A 16780-nucleotide genomic window follows, 5' to 3' on the forward strand; every position below is an offset into this window, starting at 1 on the left:
ATTTACAGCGGCAAGTTTTACTTCAAATGAATGTTTCATAAACTGCACCTTCAGATGTCAGATTATGTCCAACATTTGGGGTGCAGTTCATGACGCGTCTTATCAGGCCTAAGAAATGAATCACAATTTATTGAATTATCACATTTTATCGGCCGGATAAGGCGACGCCGCATCCGGCATTCGATGCCAGCATTCACGGTAATTCCGGCGGCAACCACTCATCCACTTCAATCAACACCAGCAATGCCGCATCACCACCGTACTCTTTTGGTGCCTGGTGAAATGCCATCACATGCGGATGTTGCGCCAGCCACAGCGGCGTTTGCTGCTTCAAAATATGCTTCCCATGACCATGCATCACGCAGGCACAAAACACATGTTCGCGGCGGCAGGCAGCAATCAATGCGCCTAATTCCTGCTTGGCTTGCAGCTGCGTCAAACCGTGCAAATCCAAAAACAGCTCCGGTGAATAATCGCCACGGCGTAACTTCTTCGCCTCAAAATGGCTTACATCCGGGCGAACATATTTCACCGGACCTTCGGTATTCAACAACGGCTGAAACTCATCGGAAAAATAATGGCTGGCATCGGCCTGCTCCTGAATCAACCGCTTTACTGGCACTTCGCTGATTTTCTTACGCTGCGGTCGGTGGACAATCGTGTCCTGCTTAAGCTTGCGAGTCCCCGCCATCAACTGGCGAAACAGCGCCTGGTCCTCCTCGCTAAGTGTTGTTTTCTTTTTCATTTATCTGTCTCTATTTCTAATTTTCCTACAGTTTACCCGACTCGTAGCGCAATCGATCGTTTTAAACGTATTTTTCCTCACTCACCGCGCGTGAATGCTGATTTATCGTCATCTTCATGGCAAACTAGCCGCCGAAATTATTGCGATCATGCCCTGGAGGAATACGTGGATAAAATTTTCGTTGATGAAGCAGTAAATGAGCTGCAAACCATTCAGGACATGTTGCGCTGGTCGGTGAGCCGCTTCAGCGCGGCAAATATCTGGTACGGTCACGGCACCGATAACCCGTGGGATGAAGCCGTACAGCTGGTGTTGCCTTCGCTCTACCTGCCGCTGGATATCCCGGAAGATATGCGCACCGCGCGTCTGACCTCCAGCGAAAAACACCGTATTGTTGAACGCGTGATCCGCCGCGTCAATGAACGCATTCCGGTGGCTTACCTGACTAACAAAGCGTGGTTCTGCGGTCATGAATTTTACGTCGATGAACGCGTGCTGGTGCCGCGCTCGCCGATTGGTGAACTGATCAACAATAAATTTGCCGGACTTATCAGCAAGCAACCGCAGCACATTCTGGATATGTGTACCGGTAGCGGCTGCATTGCGATTGCCTGTGCTTATGCTTTCCCGGAAGCGGAAGTCGATGCGGTAGATATCTCTCCCGACGCGCTGGCGGTTGCTGAACAGAACATCGAAGAACACGGTCTGATCCACAACGTCATCCCGATTCGCTCCGATCTGTTCCGTGATTTGCCGAAAGTACAGTACGACCTGATTGTCACTAACCCGCCGTATGTCGATGCGGAAGATATGTCCGACCTGCCAAATGAGTACCGTCACGAGCCGGAACTGGGCCTGGCATCTGGCACCGACGGCCTGAAACTGACGCGTCGCATTCTCGGTAACGCGGCAGATTATCTTGCTGATGATGGCGTGCTGATTTGTGAAGTCGGCAACAGCATGGTACATCTTATGGAACAATATCCGGATGTTCCGTTCACCTGGCTGGAGTTTGATAACGGCGGCGATGGTGTGTTTATGCTCACCAAAGAGCAGCTGCTGGCGGCCCGTGAACATTTCGCGATTTATAAAGATTAAGTAAACACGCAAACACAACAATAACGGAGCCGTGATGGCTGGAAACACAATTGGACAACTCTTTCGCGTAACCACCTTCGGCGAATCGCACGGGCTGGCGCTCGGCTGCATCGTCGATGGTGTTCCGCCAGGCATTCCGCTGACGGAAGCGGACCTGCAACATGACCTCGACCGTCGTCGCCCTGGGACATCGCGCTATACCACCCAGCGCCGCGAGCCGGATCAGGTCAAAATACTCTCCGGTGTTTTTGAAGGTGTTACTACCGGCACCAGCATTGGCTTGTTGATCGAAAATACCGACCAGCGTTCTCAGGATTACAGCGCCATTAAAGACGTTTTCCGTCCAGGCCATGCCGATTACACCTACGAACAAAAATACGGCCTGCGCGATTATCGCGGCGGTGGACGTTCTTCCGCCCGCGAAACCGCCATGCGCGTGGCGGCGGGGGCGATTGCCAAAAAATATCTCGCCGAGAAATTTGGCATTGAGATTCGCGGCTGCCTGACCCAGATGGGCGACATTCCGCTGGAAATCAAAGACTGGTCGCAGGTCGAGCAAAATCCATTCTTCTGCCCGGACCCGGACAAAATCGACGCGTTAGATGAACTGATGCGCGCGCTGAAAAAAGAGGGTGACTCTATTGGCGCGAAAGTCACCGTCGTTGCCAGTGGCGTACCCGCCGGACTTGGCGAGCCGGTCTTTGACCGCCTGGATGCCGACATCGCCCATGCGCTGATGAGCATCAACGCGGTGAAAGGCGTGGAAATTGGCGACGGTTTTGATGTGGTGGCGCTGCGTGGCAGCCAGAACCGCGACGAAATCACCAAAGACGGTTTCCAGAGCAACCATGCGGGCGGCATTCTTGGCGGCATCAGCAGCGGGCAGCAAATCATTGCCCATATGGCGCTGAAACCGACCTCAAGCATTACCGTGCCAGGGCGCACAATCAACCGCTTTGGCGAAGAAGTTGAGATGATCACCAAAGGCCGTCACGATCCTTGTGTCGGGATCCGTGCGGTGCCGATCGCAGAAGCGATGCTGGCGATCGTTTTGATGGATCACCTGTTACGGCAACGGGCGCAAAATGCCGATGTGAAGACTGATATTCCACGCTGGTAAAAAATGAACAAAACCGCGATTGCGCTGCTGGCCCTGCTTGCCAGTAGCGCCAGCCTGGCAGCGACGCCGTGGCAAAAAATAACCCAACCTGTGCCAGGTAGCGCACAATCGATAGGCAGTTTTTCTAATGGTTGTATCGTCGGCGCTGACACGCTGCCGATACAGTCCGAACATTATCAGGTCATGCGTACCGATCAGCGTCGCTATTTCGGACATCCGGATCTGGTGATGTTTATCCAGCGTCTGAGTAGCCAGGTGAGCAATCTGGGCTTGGGCACGGTGCTGATTGGCGATATGGGGATGCCTGCTGGTGGTCGTTTCAACGGCGGTCACGCCAGCCACCAGACCGGACTGGATGTGGACATCTTCCTGCAACTGCCAAAAACACGCTGGACCTCCGCGCAGCTCTTGCGCCCACAAGCGTTAGATTTAGTTTCCCGCGACGGTAAACACGTTGTTCCGACGCTGTGGAAGCCAGAAATTTTCAGCTTGATCAAACTCGCCGCCCAGGACAAAGACGTCACGCGCATTTTTGTTAATCCGGCGATTAAACAACAACTTTGCCTTGATGCGGGCACCGATCGCGACTGGTTGCGCAAAGTGCGACCCTGGTTCCAGCATCGCGCACATATGCATGTACGATTACGTTGTCCTGCCGATAGTCTGGAGTGTGAAGATCAACCTTTACCGCCACCGGGCGATGGTTGCGGGGCAGAACTGCAAAGCTGGTTTGAACCTCCAAAACCGGGAACAACAAAGCCTGAGAAGAAGACACCGCCTCCGTTGCCGCCTTCCTGCCAGGCGCTACTGGATGAGCACGTGATCTAATGGAAACGTTTAATAGCCTGTTTATGGTTTCCCCGCTGTTGCTGGGAGTTCTCTTTTTTGTCGCCATGCTGGCGGGATTTATCGACTCGATTGCCGGTGGCGGTGGGTTACTCACTATTCCGGCATTGATGGCAGCGGGGATGTCTCCCGCTAACGCGCTGGCAACCAATAAACTGCAAGCCTGCGGTGGTTCTATTTCCGCCACTATCTACTTTATTCGCCGCAAAGTGGTTAGTTTAAGCGATCAGAAACTCAATATCGCCATGACCTTTGTCGGCTCAATGAGCGGCGCATTGCTGGTGCAGTATGTTCAGGCTGATGTCTTACGGCAGATTTTGCCCATTCTGGTGATTTGTATCGGCCTCTATTTCTTGCTGATGCCAAAGCTGGGTGAAGAAGATCGCCAGCGCCGGATGTACGGTTTACCCTTCGCGTTAATTGCCGGTGGCTGCGTCGGTTTTTATGACGGCTTCTTTGGTCCGGCAGCGGGATCGTTTTACGCGCTGGCCTTTGTTACGCTGTGCGGATTCAACCTCGCCAAAGCCACGGCTCACGCCAAATTACTCAACGCAACGTCAAACATTGGCGGTCTGCTGCTGTTTATTCTCGGCGGCAAAGTGATTTGGGCGACGGGCTTTGTCATGCTGGTGGGGCAGTTCCTCGGCGCGCGCATGGGTTCACGACTGGTGTTGAGCAAAGGACAAAAGCTGATCCGCCCGATGATTGTTATCGTCTCGGCGGTGATGAGTGCCAAATTACTTTATGATAGCCACGGACAGGAGATCCTCCACTGGTTGGGGATGAACTAATGAACAGTACACACCACTATGAGCAGTTGATTGAGATTTTTAATAGCTGCTTTGCCGATGAATTTAATACCCGTCTGATTAAAGGCGACGACGAACCGATCTATCTTCCTGCTGATGCGGAAGTACCGTATAACCGAATCGTCTTTGCTCATGGCTTTTATGCCAGCGCAATTCATGAGATTTCGCACTGGTGTATTGCCGGGAAAGCGCGCCGTGAGCTGGTTGATTTCGGCTACTGGTATTGCCCGGACGGACGCGATGCCCAAACGCAAAGCCAGTTTGAAGATGTTGAAGTGAAGCCACAGGCGTTCGACTGGTTGTTCTGCGTGGCGGCGGGATATCCGTTTAATGTCAGTTGCGACAATCTGGAAGGGGATTTCGAACCGGATCGCGTGGTGTTTCAACGGCGGGTACATGCACAGGTGATGGATTACCTGGCAAACGGCATTCCGGAACGCCCGGCACGCTTTATTAAAGCATTACAAAATTATTATCACACGCCGGAACTTACGGCGGAACAGTTCCCGTGGCCGGAAGCGCTCAACTAAAGCCAGCGCCACGTTTTACAATGAGGAAAGAAGATGATCGCGGAGTTTGAATCACGCATTCTGGCATTAATCGACGGTATGGTTGACCATGCCAGTGATGATGAGTTGTTTGCCAGTGGGTATTTGCGTGGCCACCTGACATTAGCCATCGCAGAACTGGAAAGTGGTGATGACCACTCCGCCCAGGCGGTACATACAACCGTTAGCCAGAGTCTGGAAAAAGCGATTGGTGCCGGTGAGTTGTCGCCGCGTGACCAGGCGCTGGTGACCGATATGTGGGAAAACCTGTTTCAGCAGGCGTCACAGCAGTAAGTAATGTGCCGGATAAGGCGTTCACGCCATATCCGGCAAGCAATGCCAGAGCAGATTACCCCGCCTTAACCGCTTTCCCTTTCAACAATTTCCGCACCCATAACCGATTCGGATTTAACGCCGCCAGCGTACTGGCATCCATCGGAATCGGTTCTTCACTCATCTGTGCCGCCAGAATCTCGGCGCACAGTGGGGCAGAACACAAACCACGCGAACCTAAAGCAGCAAGCATAAAGAGATCGTCATAAACCGGCGCGCTTACCGCCTTATCTTTCTGCCCCGCCAGCGACGCATATTCCACGAGTGTTGCCTCATAATCGGGAACATTACCTACCATTGGCAGATGATCGCGGGTGGCACAACGCACACCGCAGCGCGCCTCTTTCTCACTGATATCAACCTCTTTTGCCCACTGTGCCTGCGGGAAACAATCAATCAACCGCTGGCGATTCTGCTGCTGATCTTCATCACTGTACGCCGTATCTTCGCTGCCGCGATGATAACTGGCACCAATACAATGATGCTGATTCGCCGGATTTTGTGGCGTGAGATAACCGTCATAGCACAGCACCTGCTTCAGTTTTGCCAGTTCCGGTGTCGTCGGAATATGGCTGACCTGACCGGCAACCGAATATACTGGCAGAGATGATGTTTGGCTGAAATGGCTGATTTGATGCCCGTTCGCCAGTACCACTACGCTGTGTGTTGCTTGCTGATCTCCTGCAAAATTCAACAACCAACAGTCATCCTTACGGGATAAATCCTGTAACTGATATTGATAATAAATCTGCAAACCCTGCTGTTGCGCCAGTTTCAGCACATTACGGGTCAGTTCTGCTGGGCACAGCCAACCACCTTGCGGATAAGTAATGCCGCTGCAATTTGTCGCAACGCCCGTAATTTGTTCAACCGCATTTGCCTCAACGGCTACAGCCAGTTCTTCGGGTAAATCCATTGACAACATCTGTGCGATTTTATGCTGGCTTTTTTCATCCCAGCCTAACTGCGTGACGCCGCACCAGTCATGATCAAATTTAACGGGTAATTGGTCGTAAAACCGACAAGCAAAAGTAAACGCATTAGAGAAAAAGCGGTTCAACGCCTCATCGTGTTTACTTAAGAGCGGATACAGCGCCCCCTGGCGATTGCCGGAAGCACCCAGCGCGGGGGCTTCATCCGCGCAATAAAGCGCTACCTGCCAGCCGCGCCGTAATAACGCCAGCGACAACAACGCGCTGGCAATACCGCCGCCGATAATCGCCACTTCCCGTTTGCTGCTGCCCGTGCGGTTAAACCACGGCGTGGAGCAGGGGAGGGGTAATGCTTGCTCCATCACCCCACAAAGCATTTCCCGTTTGCGCCCAAAGCCCTTACGTTTTTGCATCGTGAATCCGGCTTCCTGTAAACCACGGCGGACAAAACCGGCAGACGTAAATGTCGCCAGCGTGCCGCCCGGACGCGCCAGCCGGGCCATGGCGTTAAACAGATTTTGCGTCCACATATCCGGGTTTTTCGCTGGCGCAAAGCCGTCCAGAAACCAGGCATCTACTTTTTGATTTAGCGAATCGTCCAGTTTGCTGGTCAGTTCATTAATATCGCCAAACCATAAATCCAGCGTCACGCGGCCTTCATCGAGTAATAAACGATGGCAACCGGGCAAGGGCATTGGCCACTGCGCCTGAAGTTGTTCTGCCCACGGAGCCAGTTCCGGCCAGTGTTGATGCGCTAAGGCTAAATCCGCACGGGTGAGGGGAAATTTCTCAAAACTAATGAAATGTAAGCGTTGTAATTGCGCTTGCGGATGTGCTTCGCGAAACTGATCAAATGCCTGCCATAGCGTCAGGAAGTTTAATCCGGTGCCGAAGCCGCTCTCTGCTACCACAAACAGAGGATGTGGATGTTCAGGAAAACGTGCCTCTAAATGGTTACCCCCGAGAAAAACATAACGCGTCTCTTCAAGTCCGTTATCGTTGGAAAAATAGACATCGTCAAAATCTCGGGAAACAGGTGTACCCTCAGCATTAAATTCGAGGTTGGCAGGTTGTATGGAGTAGTGTTTCACGTAAGTTACTCGTCTTACAGGCGGTGGCTCGATCTTAGCGATGTGTGTCAGGCTGCGCAAATTTCTCTATTAATTGGCTGATCGGACTTGTTCGGCGTACAAGTGTACGCTATTGTGCATTCGAAACTTACTCTATGTGCGACTTACAGAGGTATTGAATGAAACGTGCAGTGATTACTGGCCTGGGCATTGTTTCCAGCATCGGTAATAACCAGCAGGAAGTCCTGGCATCTCTGCGTGAAGGACGTTCAGGGATCACTTTCTCTCAGGAGCTGAAGGATTCCGGCATGCGTAGCCACGTCTGGGGCAACGTAAAACTGGATACCACTGGCCTCATTGACCGCAAAGTTGTGCGCTTTATGAGCGACGCATCCATTTATGCATTCCTTTCTATGGAGCAGGCAATTGCAGATGCTGGCCTCTCCCCGGAAGCTTACCAGAATAACCCGCGCGTTGGCCTGATTGCAGGTTCCGGCGGCGGTTCCCCGCGTTTCCAGGTTTTCGGCGCTGACGCAATGCGCGGCCCGCGCGGCCTGAAAGCGGTTGGCCCGTATGTGGTCACCAAAGCGATGGCATCCGGCGTTTCTGCCTGCCTCGCCACGCCGTTTAAAATTCACGGCGTTAACTACTCCATCAGCTCCGCATGTGCGACTTCCGCGCACTGTATCGGTAACGCAGTAGAGCAGATCCAACTGGGCAAACAGGACATCGTGTTTGCTGGTGGCGGCGAAGAGCTGTGCTGGGAAATGGCTTGTGAATTCGACGCGATGGGTGCGCTGTCTACCAAATACAACGACACCCCGGAAAAAGCCTCCCGTACTTATGACGCTCACCGTGACGGTTTCGTTATCGCTGGCGGCGGCGGTATGGTGGTGGTCGAAGAACTGGAACACGCGTTGGCACGTGGTGCTCATATCTACGCTGAAATCGTTGGCTACGGCGCAACGTCTGATGGCGCAGACATGGTTGCTCCGTCTGGCGAAGGCGCAGTGCGTTGCATGAAGATGGCGATGCACGGTGTTGATACCCCAATCGACTACCTGAACTCCCACGGTACTTCGACTCCGGTTGGCGACGTGAAAGAGCTGGCGGCTATCCGTGAAGTGTTCGGCGATAAGAGCCCGGCGATTTCTGCAACCAAAGCAATGACCGGTCACTCTCTGGGCGCTGCTGGCGTACAGGAAGCTATCTACTCTCTGCTGATGCTGGAACACGGCTTTATCGCCCCGAGCATCAACATTGAAGAGCTGGACGAGCAGGCTGCGGGTCTGAACATCGTGACCGAAACGACCGATCGCGAACTGACCACCGTTATGTCTAACAGCTTCGGCTTCGGCGGCACCAACGCCACGCTGGTAATGCGCAAGCTGAAAGATTAATTCGCAGTAGGCCGGAGTAGGTCGGATAAGACGCGCCAGCGTCGCATCCAACATTACGCGCCAATGCGGCATCCGACACTAACGCAAAAGGGAACCTGATGGTTCCCTTTTTCACATTATTGACAATCGCCGCCTGTTCCAGGCAAACTTCCCGCTTTGTCGATTTCCTTCTGAAAAGACGTACGCGTTAAATCCTACCAACGCACCGTAACTCTGAAACCAGAGAGATGAGACGGGGAAATTCCTCGCCTTGCGCTGCATTCTGGAGTAATGCATGACTGCTGTAAGCCAAACCGAAACACGATCTTCTGCCAATTTTTCGCTCTTCCGCATCGCTTTTGCGGTTTTTCTCACCTACATGACCGTAGGGCTGCCGTTGCCGGTTATCCCGCTGTTTGTTCATCATGAACTGGGCTATGGCAACACCATGGTCGGTATTGCCGTCGGCATTCAGTTTCTGGCTACGGTGCTGACGCGTGGTTACGCCGGGCGACTGGCCGATCAATATGGCGCAAAACGTTCGGCGCTTCAGGGGATGTTAGCTTGCGGTCTGGCGGGGGGCGCGTTGCTGCTGGCGGCGATTTTGCCCGTCGCTGCACCGTTCAAATTTGCCCTGTTGGTCGTCGGGCGTTTGATTCTTGGCTTTGGTGAAAGCCAGTTACTGACGGGCGCTCTGACCTGGGGATTAGGCATCGTTGGGCCAAAACATTCCGGCAAAGTGATGTCATGGAACGGAATGGCGATTTACGGTGCCCTCGCTGTTGGTGCGCCGCTTGGCCTGTTGATTCATAGCCATTACGGTTTTGCCGCACTGGCGCTCACCACAATGGCATTACCCTTACTGGCGTGGGCCTGTAACGGCACAGTGCGCAAAGTACCGGCCCTGGCGGGAGAACGTCCATCGCTATGGAGCGTTGTCGGGCTTATCTGGAAACCAGGGTTAGGTCTGGCACTACAAGGCGTTGGTTTTGCGGTTATCGGGACTTTCGTTTCGCTCTACTTTGCCAGCAAAGGATGGGCGATGGCGGGCTTTACTCTTACCGCGTTTGGCGGCGCATTTGTCGTGATGCGCGTCATGTTTGGCTGGATGCCGGACCGTTTTGGCGGTGTGAAAGTGGCGATTGTCTCTCTGCTTGTAGAAACGGTGGGCTTGTTGCTGCTCTGGCAAGCCCCAGGTGCGTGGGTCGCATTAGCGGGCGCGGCGTTAACCGGAGCCGGATGTTCGCTTATCTTTCCTGCGCTGGGCGTGGAGGTGGTTAAACGCGTCCCCTCACAAGTTCGCGGCACCGCACTGGGCGGTTACGCCGCGTTTCAGGATATCGCCCTCGGCGTCTCCGGGCCGCTGGCGGGAATGCTGGCGACCACGTTTGGTTACTCTTCGGTATTTCTTGCCGGGGCGATCTCTGCGGTGCTGGGAATTATTGTCACGATACTGTCGTTTCGTCGGGGTTAACGAACCAGCCAGACCAGCATCAGGATAATCGCGACTAACAGTATCCACAGTGCGGGACGCGTTGCCATATTTTGCAACGTGTCCATCATCGGTGGAAAAGGATTAAGCAGCGGTTGCATATCACGCGGATCAATCCCTTTAACCCGCCGTTGATAAAGCTGATTAAGAATATCCTCGGCCTGGGCAGAAGAAAGCGATGATTGCGCAGAAAGGCCATATTTTTGCTGGATATATGCCGATAACGCCGCCAGTTCACTGGCATCTAAAGGTTGTTTTAGCGCCATCTGTAGTGATTCCAGTGTCGGCGTATTTTGCTGGCTTAGCGTCTGACGCGCCTGTAGCCAGGTCACCAGATGGTTAAACAGTTTCGCTGGAATTAACTCGCCATCTTTCACCCCGGAAAGTTCCAGCATCGATTGCCAGATCTGCTTGCTGGGTTCCCCCGTTGCCGCCGCAAGTTTGGTCACCAGCTGTTTAAGCGCATTGTGCTCCGCCGGTAATAAAGGACGGTCGGTCGCCTCGCGCTGCTGCGGTTGCGGAATAACCATCTTCCCTTCCTGCAACAGGGTGAGAATTGTTTTTAATTGCTCCGGTGAGAGCTGATTCAGCGGCGTCTGGCCAAAGTTATGACGGATATAATCCGTGACCGCCTGACGATTATTCCCCAGACGTAAATACTCCCCTAATTGCGCTAAAAGCTGGCGGGCAGAATGGCTTTTTTGCGCGGCCAGCAGACGTTGCGCCAGATTGTGCTCAGCGGCAGGGAAGTGACGCGAAAGCAGCGGTGAATCTCCCGACAGACCAATATCGTGCCTGATACCCGCCCACAGTTCTGCTCTTTGCTGTTGCGTCAGTGAGGTCACTTTCGTCATTAAGCTTTCCAGCGAAGTACGTTGCTGACTGGATAAAGGCTGATTGCCCGCGCCAGACGGCAGGTTATCTCCCTGACCTGGTGGTTGCCCAGGAGGAGGGCCGGAAATAGGTTGTATCATTACGTATCCTTATACCTGAAATCTTCGCAAGTATGCCTGGCCGCGAGATTATGGCACACTTGTCCGGTTAACTCTCGTCTCATACAGGTAACACAAACGTGAAAATCCTTGTTGATGAAAAAAACAAAGATTTAATTTATTGATATAAAAGGATTTGTATCAGCGTATGTCCACGCAGTGACCACATTTTCGAGAGGTAGAGTAAGCCCGCAACATTGCGGGCTTTGTCTTATGGTTCGATCGCCGTTTTGAGCCGTTGTGTTGCTACATCAAAATAATGATCACTGGTTTCTATACCAATAAATTTGCGTCCTGCTTTCAGTGCAGCCACACCCGTTGTCCCTGACCCCATAAAAGGATCAAGGACTGTTCCGCCACTATTCACAGTCCTGACCAGTTCCGCCATTAGTTCTTCTGGTTTTCCGGTTGGGTGCATTTTCTTTGACGGGATAACCGGGAACGTCATGCAGCCGTCGAACGGTCCCGAAGGCGATTTATCTAAATGGCCTTTGCTGCCCCAGACGATGTATTCGCACTGATGCCGGAAATACCCGGTATGTGGTGTTCGTGACCCCCTCCCTTTGTTCCACGCAATGATGCCGCGCCATGTAAAGCCACTGGCCTGAAACGCATCGGTTAAAGCTGGTAGTTGTCGCCAGTCAGTAAATACCAGGGCATAACCGCCCGGCCTGACTGCGCGGTGTGCCTGTGCCATCCATAATTGTGTCCAGTAAGCCCACGAACGGGCGTCCATGTTTTCACCCGCGAACCCATCAAAGCGGTGAAGGTTCTCGCCGTTCAGATATTTTGCATGGCTGCCCTGGTTGGTGCGTCCGGCCTTGTGTGTCGCACCCGAACTGTAAGGTGGGTCAGTGATTAAGGCATCAATGCTTTCTGGCTCAATCAGCGGCAATATTTCCAGCGCATTCCCACGACAGAGCGTGGCATTGTCAGTCTGATAAACCTTAGTGTGTTCCGGTGTATGTGCTGGTTGGTGCTGGATTGCGATCCCCACGGTCATAACTCCTCATGTGTGTGGGGTGCTCGATGGCTCTCGTTATCTGGTTAAGTGTTTTGCAGCGCGGACATTTTATTTCAATGTAGTGAAATGAGGCGCGGGCAAGTAGTTTGTTGCAATTTTTGCATCGTACATTTTGCGTCATTTGCGGCACCTCTTGTGTGGTTACTGCTGCCGATATGATAACAAATCGATCGTTTTTATCGATCGGATTTATTGCATCGATCTGTTATGCCTATTGCTTATGTATGGTGCCCTCATTTGTGAGGGCACCAAAAAGAAAACCCGCAGTTTTTACGCTGCGGGTTTGTTGTTCATGTCTGTGAGATAGGGTGCCTTATCGACCTTACCCTGGCAACCGATTGACGGGGGATTGCTCCCCCGTCGCGGTTTCCTTACTGCTTACACTGTAAGAACGCCGCAAACTCCGCTCCCCAGAAGCTCATCCGTATTTCGCACAGCGAACCGTGCAGCATCCAGATGATGAGGATTGCCGTCACGCAGAACGTGATGGCCGTAAGCGATTTTTGCGACATAGCGCTTGCTCCTTTTTCAGGGAGGCGCTAACCTATCACTTGCTAAGGTAATGCGGTTAGGGCCTCGGTTAAACAGAGATGTTTTCCGGGGCCTTTCCACATCTGGCCTTCGGGTATTCCCTCCGACCATCAGCCGAAAGGCACCCGCGCGTAATCTATCGCTTTTTTGTTACTCCGGCAATTCTGCCTGTTAATTCTGAGATAAAGGCAAACTCATCTGATTGTTTCCCCTGTGTGAAGCTGGCAGCTCATGCCACGGGATACCTTCTGATGAGTGAACGCCGGAGGCGTGTTTCGATGTGAATTTATGGAAAGCTTCCAGTGTTGAGAAGCATACGCCGCATTCCAGGTTGTTACACTGGTAATACTTTTGCCGCACGGTGTTTGAATCATTTTCCGGACGACTGGTGCGGATACGGGCAGATGCGCCACAAAGCGGACAACGGAACATAGCGACCTCCCTTAACGTGGTGCTGTCGCTATTCTAAGTTCCTCACTCTGTTTCCGCTATCCATTCCGGGATTTTTGCCTCAAGCTCAAGCTGCGTGGTAAAGCCACTGTTATCAATGGTGTGCTCGGCTTTTGCAATGATCCAGTCCTGATTATCAATCTCGCTTTTAAATCCTGTTACCGTACCATGCATTTCGGGGTAGAGTTCTGCACGTCCACGCGCCAGCGTGATGGAGAATGATGCGGCTCCGCGTTGTAGTTGCTGCCACTTTGCCGCCGCTGCGCGTCTTGCTGCCTGTTCGTTCTGATAGGTCTTGCGTAACACAAACACATTGCCTTCCGCGCCTTCCATATAATCACCTTCACGGCTGCTGCTTTTCTCCTTTTTGGGTTTTGGCGGTTTGCGGCGTTTCACGCTGACTTTTTTCTTTTTCCCGTAATTAAGATCAAGCCAGTAGGCGCGTACCCCCGTATACGCTTCGCGGTCCGCAATGCGGAACTGATGGCGATCGCCGCTGCTGCGTGTGATGGCGAACGATGGCAACGGCTGGCCCTGTGCGTTCACGCCACCGCCGGGCATGATGAATAACAGATTACCGCTTTTTACCGTGGTGATTGCGCCCAGCATTTCCGCCATGCGCGTAAGAAAGGACATGTCGCTTTCTTCGGTCTGGTCGGCGTGGTCGATTTCGATATCCATCAGCATTTCGCTGATTTGCGGTTTCAGACCGTACCGATGAGCGATGGCGGATACCACACGCTCAACGGTCACATCATGCCAGGACACCTCACGTTTAACGTTAAATTCATCCCGAAAATCTGCGCTTCTGGCTGAAACAGTCAGCCTGTCCGGCGGTCCTTCGTGAGCGATTTCATCAACAATGTAAGTGCCTTTTTCTGTCAGCGGTTCTCCTTTCCAGCCAATGAGAACCGTCAGGCGCGCGCCCCGTGGCGGTAGCTGCAACTGACCATCCGCATCATCCAGCGTGATGGTGAGCTGGTCCGCTTCAAATCCCCGGTTGTCGGTCAGTGACAGACTCATCAGGCGCTCTGCCACGCCTGACAGCGTTTTACCCTCCGCGAGAATATCAAAATCCGGCATTTTCACGGGGTCTGTGCCCTGACTGAGCAATTGCATGGTGGTATCGGTCATCTGTTCCCTCCCTGTGCGGCATGGTCGCATGTGCGTGCGGAGGGGGTTACTGCTTTTTGTTGTCGCCGGGTCGGGAGAACGGCGCAGGGGTGAGATTACGCGCGTGGTGGGTGATGATTGTTGCCGAATCATTTAACGGATACAAGGGGCTGAAGCTATGAGTGAAACTCGTTTTCATGGTGCCCGTGTTACGGAAAATACCGACCTGGTAACAGCGATTAACGATGTTGATTCCAGCGTTATCGGTATCGTGGCAACGGCGGATGATGCGGACGCGAAGCTGTTCCCGCTGAACAAGCCCACACTGCTGACCCGCGTCAATGACGTGCTGGGAAAATGCGGGACAACGGGGACGCTTTATCGTGCGCTTAAGGCCATTGCAGACCAGGTGAGCACAAAGGTGATCGTCGTTCGCGTGGCTGAACACAAAGAAGAAGACGGAAAGACGCAGGATCAACTGGTTATCGGTGGTTCTGAATCTGACGGCAGCTATACGGGGATGTATGCGCTGCTTGTTGCAGAGCAGGATGAAAGCATCGGATACCGTCCGCGTATTCTGGCCGCGCCGGAGCTGGACACGGAGGCGGTAACAAAATCCCTGTGCGTGATTGCGGGTAAACTGCGCGCGTTTGTGTATGCCTCATGTCACGGCTGTAACACGATGGCTGAGGCGATTACCTACCGCCAGAAATTCAACGAACGTGAGGTGATGCTCTTATGGCCGGACTTCATCGCCTACAACCCGAAAAGTGGCAAAAACGAAACGTTCCCCGCGCCTGCCTATGCGTGCGGCCTTCGTGCGTACATTGACCATGAGCAGGGATGGCACAAATCACTGTCCAACGTTCCGGTTAAAAATGTGCTGGGGATGTCGAGGCATGTGTTCTGGTCGTTGCAGGCCGAAGACAGCGATGCCAACAGCCTCAACAACAAAGAAATCACGACCATTATTCGTCGCAACGGGTTCCGCTTCTGGGGCAACCGCACACCGGAAACGAACGCCTACATCTTTGAGGTGTATACCCGAACCGCACAGGTGCTGGCTGATTCAATTGCAGAAGCGCAGTTTGAAACCATCGACAGTCCACTGACGCCTGCGAACGTGAAGGATGTTATCAGTGCCATCAGGGCAAAACTGGATTCACTGGTTACTGCCGGGAAACTGATTGGCGCGGAGTGCTGGTATGACGTGGTGGATAACAGCACCACGGATTTACGTCAGGGACGTGTGCGTATTCGCTACAAATATACGCCCGTTCCGCCACTGGAAGACATGGAGCTTTACCAGACGTTTACTGATGAATACTTTGAACCCGCATTTGCGGTGCTGGGAGGTGCCTGATGGCTGTGCCAAAACATCTTCGCTTTTTTACGCTGTTTGTGGATGGTGAAAACGAAGTGGGTAAGGTGACGTCCGTCACTCTGCCCAAACTGACGCGCAAAACCGACAGCTACCGGGGGGGCGGCATGATGGGTGCGGTAAGTATTGATCTCGGTCTGGACGACTCCGCGCTTGATGCGAGCTTTGTCATGGGGGGCGCAGTTCGTGAGCTGTTCCTTAAGTATGGCGGCACGATTGACGGCACGCTGCTGCGTTTTGCGGGTGAATACTACACCGATGCAGAAAGCGACCTGTATGAAGTCGAAATGCGCGGACGTGTGACGGAAATTGATATGGGGGAAGCCAAACAGGGCGAAGCCACATCACACACTTACGCCATTAAAAACACCTACTACAAGCTGAGTGTTAACGATCGCCCGTTGTGGGAGATTGACCTGCTGAACTTCATTTACCGGAAGGACGGCAAGGACATTGTGCCCGATCGCATCCGTTCCGCGCTTGGGCTTGGCTGATAAGTAATATGCAGGCGGCGCAGTGCGTCGCCTCTGACTGAAAGGAGTTTCCTGATGAAAGAGACGAAAAACATCGATAACGAAAACACGGTCGTTGCTGACACTGTGAAAGAAACCAGTGAGCGTGGCGTAAAACTTACCCAACCAATTGAGCGAGGCGGCGAAAAAATCACGTATGTGGAGATTACCGGAGCTATTGAGCAGGCTGGATCTCTGCGAGATTTGTCGCTGTCTGATGTGCTGAATCTGAAAGCGGAATCCATGTTTACGCTGCTGTCACGCGTGACTTCACCGCGACTGGATGAAGTGACGATCAAAAAAATGGCATCCCGTGACTTTATTCAGTTATGTGTGGTTGCCATAAATTTTTTGAGCGGTGCGGACTCTGGCGGGAAGAACGAACAGGCGACGGAAGCCTGATCA

General features: G+C 53.0%; 19 protein-coding genes and 1 pseudogene. 12 read left to right on the forward strand and 8 right to left on the reverse strand.

What is annotated here, in order from left to right; all coding sequences use genetic code 11:
* Window positions 1-193: 193 nt before the first annotated feature.
* Window positions 194-745, reverse strand: coding sequence for an endonuclease SmrB (gene smrB, locus ACJHXB_RS19860; RefSeq protein ID WP_000730820.1), 552 nt, complete (start codon window positions 743-745; stop codon window positions 194-196).
* 165 nt (window positions 746-910) lie between these two features.
* Between smrB and prmB the strand changes: the two genes are divergently transcribed.
* The 6 genes from prmB to ACJHXB_RS19890 are packed head-to-tail and all read left to right on the forward strand — an operon-like array spanning window position 911 to window position 5460.
* Window positions 911-1843 (forward strand): 50S ribosomal protein L3 N(5)-glutamine methyltransferase, encoded by a 933-nt coding sequence (gene prmB, locus ACJHXB_RS19865; protein WP_001306448.1) that lies wholly within the window; start codon window positions 911-913, stop codon window positions 1841-1843.
* Window positions 1844-1877: 34 nt separating this feature from the next.
* Window positions 1878-2963, forward strand: coding sequence for a chorismate synthase (gene aroC / locus ACJHXB_RS19870; protein WP_001297933.1), 1086 nt, complete (start codon window positions 1878-1880; stop codon window positions 2961-2963).
* Between the two features lie 3 nt (window positions 2964-2966).
* Entirely contained in the window at window positions 2967-3791 is an 825-nt protein-coding gene (gene mepA / locus ACJHXB_RS19875; RefSeq protein WP_001043808.1) for a penicillin-insensitive murein endopeptidase, read from the forward strand.
* Window positions 3791-4600, forward strand: coding sequence for a sulfite exporter TauE/SafE family protein (locus ACJHXB_RS19880; protein WP_000447361.1), 810 nt, complete (start codon window positions 3791-3793; stop codon window positions 4598-4600). Before mepA ends, ACJHXB_RS19880 begins: the two co-directional genes overlap by 1 nt.
* Window positions 4600-5148, forward strand: a complete 549-nt coding sequence (gene epmC / locus ACJHXB_RS19885; protein ID WP_001089232.1) for an elongation factor P hydroxylase — start codon at window positions 4600-4602, stop codon at window positions 5146-5148. Before ACJHXB_RS19880 ends, epmC begins: the two co-directional genes overlap by 1 nt.
* A 33-nt stretch (window positions 5149-5181) precedes the next feature.
* On the forward strand, window positions 5182-5460 hold the full coding sequence (locus ACJHXB_RS19890; RefSeq protein WP_000559764.1) for a YfcL family protein: 279 nt from the start codon (window positions 5182-5184) through the stop codon (window positions 5458-5460).
* A gap of 55 nt (window positions 5461-5515) precedes the next feature.
* Here the strand turns inward: ACJHXB_RS19890 and mnmC are convergent, their stop codons facing one another.
* Window positions 5516-7522 carry a bifunctional tRNA (5-methylaminomethyl-2-thiouridine)(34)-methyltransferase MnmD/FAD-dependent 5-carboxymethylaminomethyl-2-thiouridine(34) oxidoreductase MnmC gene (gene mnmC, locus ACJHXB_RS19895; RefSeq protein WP_000683760.1) on the reverse strand — a complete coding sequence of 669 codons (2007 nt, stop codon included), beginning with the start codon at window positions 7520-7522 and terminating at the stop codon, window positions 5516-5518.
* Window positions 7523-7680: 158 nt separating this feature from the next.
* On the opposite strand from mnmC, the gene fabB reads away from it, so the two are divergent.
* Both fabB and ACJHXB_RS19905 read left to right on the forward strand, forming a co-directional pair.
* A complete protein-coding gene (gene fabB / locus ACJHXB_RS19900; RefSeq protein WP_000817178.1) occupies window positions 7681-8901 on the forward strand; it encodes a beta-ketoacyl-ACP synthase I in 1221 nt (406 codons plus the stop codon).
* 274 nt (window positions 8902-9175) lie between these two features.
* Window positions 9176-10354 carry an arabinose transporter gene (locus ACJHXB_RS19905; protein WP_000127765.1) on the forward strand — a complete coding sequence of 393 codons (1179 nt, stop codon included), beginning with the start codon at window positions 9176-9178 and terminating at the stop codon, window positions 10352-10354.
* Here the strand turns inward: ACJHXB_RS19905 and flk are convergent.
* The 6 genes from flk to ACJHXB_RS19935 form a co-directional block, all read right to left on the reverse strand.
* Window positions 10351-11346 (reverse strand): flagella biosynthesis regulator Flk, encoded by a 996-nt coding sequence (gene flk, locus ACJHXB_RS19910; RefSeq protein ID WP_000615813.1) that lies wholly within the window; start codon window positions 11344-11346, stop codon window positions 10351-10353. The genes ACJHXB_RS19905 and flk overlap by 4 nt on opposite strands.
* 229 nt (window positions 11347-11575) lie before the next feature.
* Window positions 11576-12367 carry a DNA-methyltransferase gene (locus ACJHXB_RS19915; RefSeq protein WP_000215750.1) on the reverse strand — a complete coding sequence of 264 codons (792 nt, stop codon included), beginning with the start codon at window positions 12365-12367 and terminating at the stop codon, window positions 11576-11578.
* Window positions 12312-12509, reverse strand: a complete 198-nt coding sequence (locus ACJHXB_RS19920) for a Com family DNA-binding transcriptional regulator (RefSeq protein WP_001353016.1) — start codon at window positions 12507-12509, stop codon at window positions 12312-12314. Before ACJHXB_RS19920 ends, ACJHXB_RS19915 begins: the two co-directional genes overlap by 56 nt.
* Before the next feature lie 250 nt (window positions 12510-12759).
* On the reverse strand, window positions 12760-12900 hold the full coding sequence (locus ACJHXB_RS19925) for a Hok/Gef family protein (RefSeq protein WP_000078916.1): 141 nt from the start codon (window positions 12898-12900) through the stop codon (window positions 12760-12762).
* 190 nt (window positions 12901-13090) lie between these two features.
* A complete protein-coding gene (locus ACJHXB_RS19930) occupies window positions 13091-13351 on the reverse strand; it encodes an ogr/Delta-like zinc finger family protein (protein ID WP_000488108.1) in 261 nt (86 codons plus the stop codon).
* A gap of 42 nt (window positions 13352-13393) precedes the next feature.
* A complete protein-coding gene (locus ACJHXB_RS19935; RefSeq protein WP_244448995.1) occupies window positions 13394-14194 on the reverse strand; it encodes a contractile injection system protein, VgrG/Pvc8 family in 801 nt (266 codons plus the stop codon).
* On the opposite strand from ACJHXB_RS19935, the pseudogene ACJHXB_RS19940 reads away from it, so the two are divergent.
* The 4 genes and pseudogenes from ACJHXB_RS19940 to ACJHXB_RS19955 form a co-directional block, all read left to right on the forward strand.
* Window positions 14155-14247 (forward strand): annotated as a pseudogene (locus tag ACJHXB_RS19940) (hypothetical protein); the annotation flags it as partial. The gene ACJHXB_RS19935 and the pseudogene ACJHXB_RS19940 overlap by 40 nt on opposite strands.
* Window positions 14248-14660: 413 nt before the next feature.
* Window positions 14661-15845, forward strand: a complete 1185-nt coding sequence (locus ACJHXB_RS19945; protein WP_000005413.1) for a phage tail sheath family protein — start codon at window positions 14661-14663, stop codon at window positions 15843-15845.
* On the forward strand, window positions 15845-16357 hold the full coding sequence (locus ACJHXB_RS19950) for a phage major tail tube protein (protein ID WP_000290450.1): 513 nt from the start codon (window positions 15845-15847) through the stop codon (window positions 16355-16357). Before ACJHXB_RS19945 ends, ACJHXB_RS19950 begins: the two co-directional genes overlap by 1 nt.
* A gap of 54 nt (window positions 16358-16411) precedes the next feature.
* Window positions 16412-16777, forward strand: a complete 366-nt coding sequence (locus ACJHXB_RS19955) for a phage tail protein E (protein ID WP_001504483.1) — start codon at window positions 16412-16414, stop codon at window positions 16775-16777.
* Window positions 16778-16780: the final 3 nt, after the last annotated feature.

The sequence above is a fragment of the Escherichia sp. WS3227_2 genome (genome assembly GCF_046486495.1).
GTDB lineage: Bacteria > Pseudomonadota > Gammaproteobacteria > Enterobacterales > Enterobacteriaceae > Escherichia > Escherichia coli.

Coding starts and splice junctions, on each gene's coding strand:
- ACJHXB_RS19930 (WP_000488108.1), bottom strand. CDS start 13,351: ATGTTCCGTTGTCCGCTTTGTGGCGCATCTGCCCGTATCCGCACCAGT.
- fabB (WP_000817178.1), top strand. CDS start 7,681: ATGAAACGTGCAGTGATTACTGGCCTGGGCATTGTTTCCAGCATCGGT.
- ACJHXB_RS19890 (WP_000559764.1), top strand. CDS start 5,182: ATGATCGCGGAGTTTGAATCACGCATTCTGGCATTAATCGACGGTATG.
- ACJHXB_RS19950 (WP_000290450.1), top strand. CDS start 15,845: ATGGCTGTGCCAAAACATCTTCGCTTTTTTACGCTGTTTGTGGATGGT.
- ACJHXB_RS19955 (WP_001504483.1), top strand. CDS start 16,412: ATGAAAGAGACGAAAAACATCGATAACGAAAACACGGTCGTTGCTGAC.
- ACJHXB_RS19920 (WP_001353016.1), bottom strand. CDS start 12,509: ATGACGCAAAATGTACGATGCAAAAATTGCAACAAACTACTTGCCCGC.
- smrB (WP_000730820.1), bottom strand. CDS start 745: ATGAAAAAGAAAACAACACTTAGCGAGGAGGACCAGGCGCTGTTTCGC.
- epmC (WP_001089232.1), top strand. CDS start 4,600: ATGAACAGTACACACCACTATGAGCAGTTGATTGAGATTTTTAATAGC.
- ACJHXB_RS19925 (WP_000078916.1), bottom strand. CDS start 12,900: ATGTCGCAAAAATCGCTTACGGCCATCACGTTCTGCGTGACGGCAATC.
- mepA (WP_001043808.1), top strand. CDS start 2,967: ATGAACAAAACCGCGATTGCGCTGCTGGCCCTGCTTGCCAGTAGCGCC.
- ACJHXB_RS19880 (WP_000447361.1), top strand. CDS start 3,791: ATGGAAACGTTTAATAGCCTGTTTATGGTTTCCCCGCTGTTGCTGGGA.
- ACJHXB_RS19905 (WP_000127765.1), top strand. CDS start 9,176: ATGACTGCTGTAAGCCAAACCGAAACACGATCTTCTGCCAATTTTTCG.
- ACJHXB_RS19915 (WP_000215750.1), bottom strand. CDS start 12,367: ATGACCGTGGGGATCGCAATCCAGCACCAACCAGCACATACACCGGAA.
- flk (WP_000615813.1), bottom strand. CDS start 11,346: ATGATACAACCTATTTCCGGCCCTCCTCCTGGGCAACCACCAGGTCAG.
- ACJHXB_RS19945 (WP_000005413.1), top strand. CDS start 14,661: ATGAGTGAAACTCGTTTTCATGGTGCCCGTGTTACGGAAAATACCGAC.
- aroC (WP_001297933.1), top strand. CDS start 1,878: ATGGCTGGAAACACAATTGGACAACTCTTTCGCGTAACCACCTTCGGC.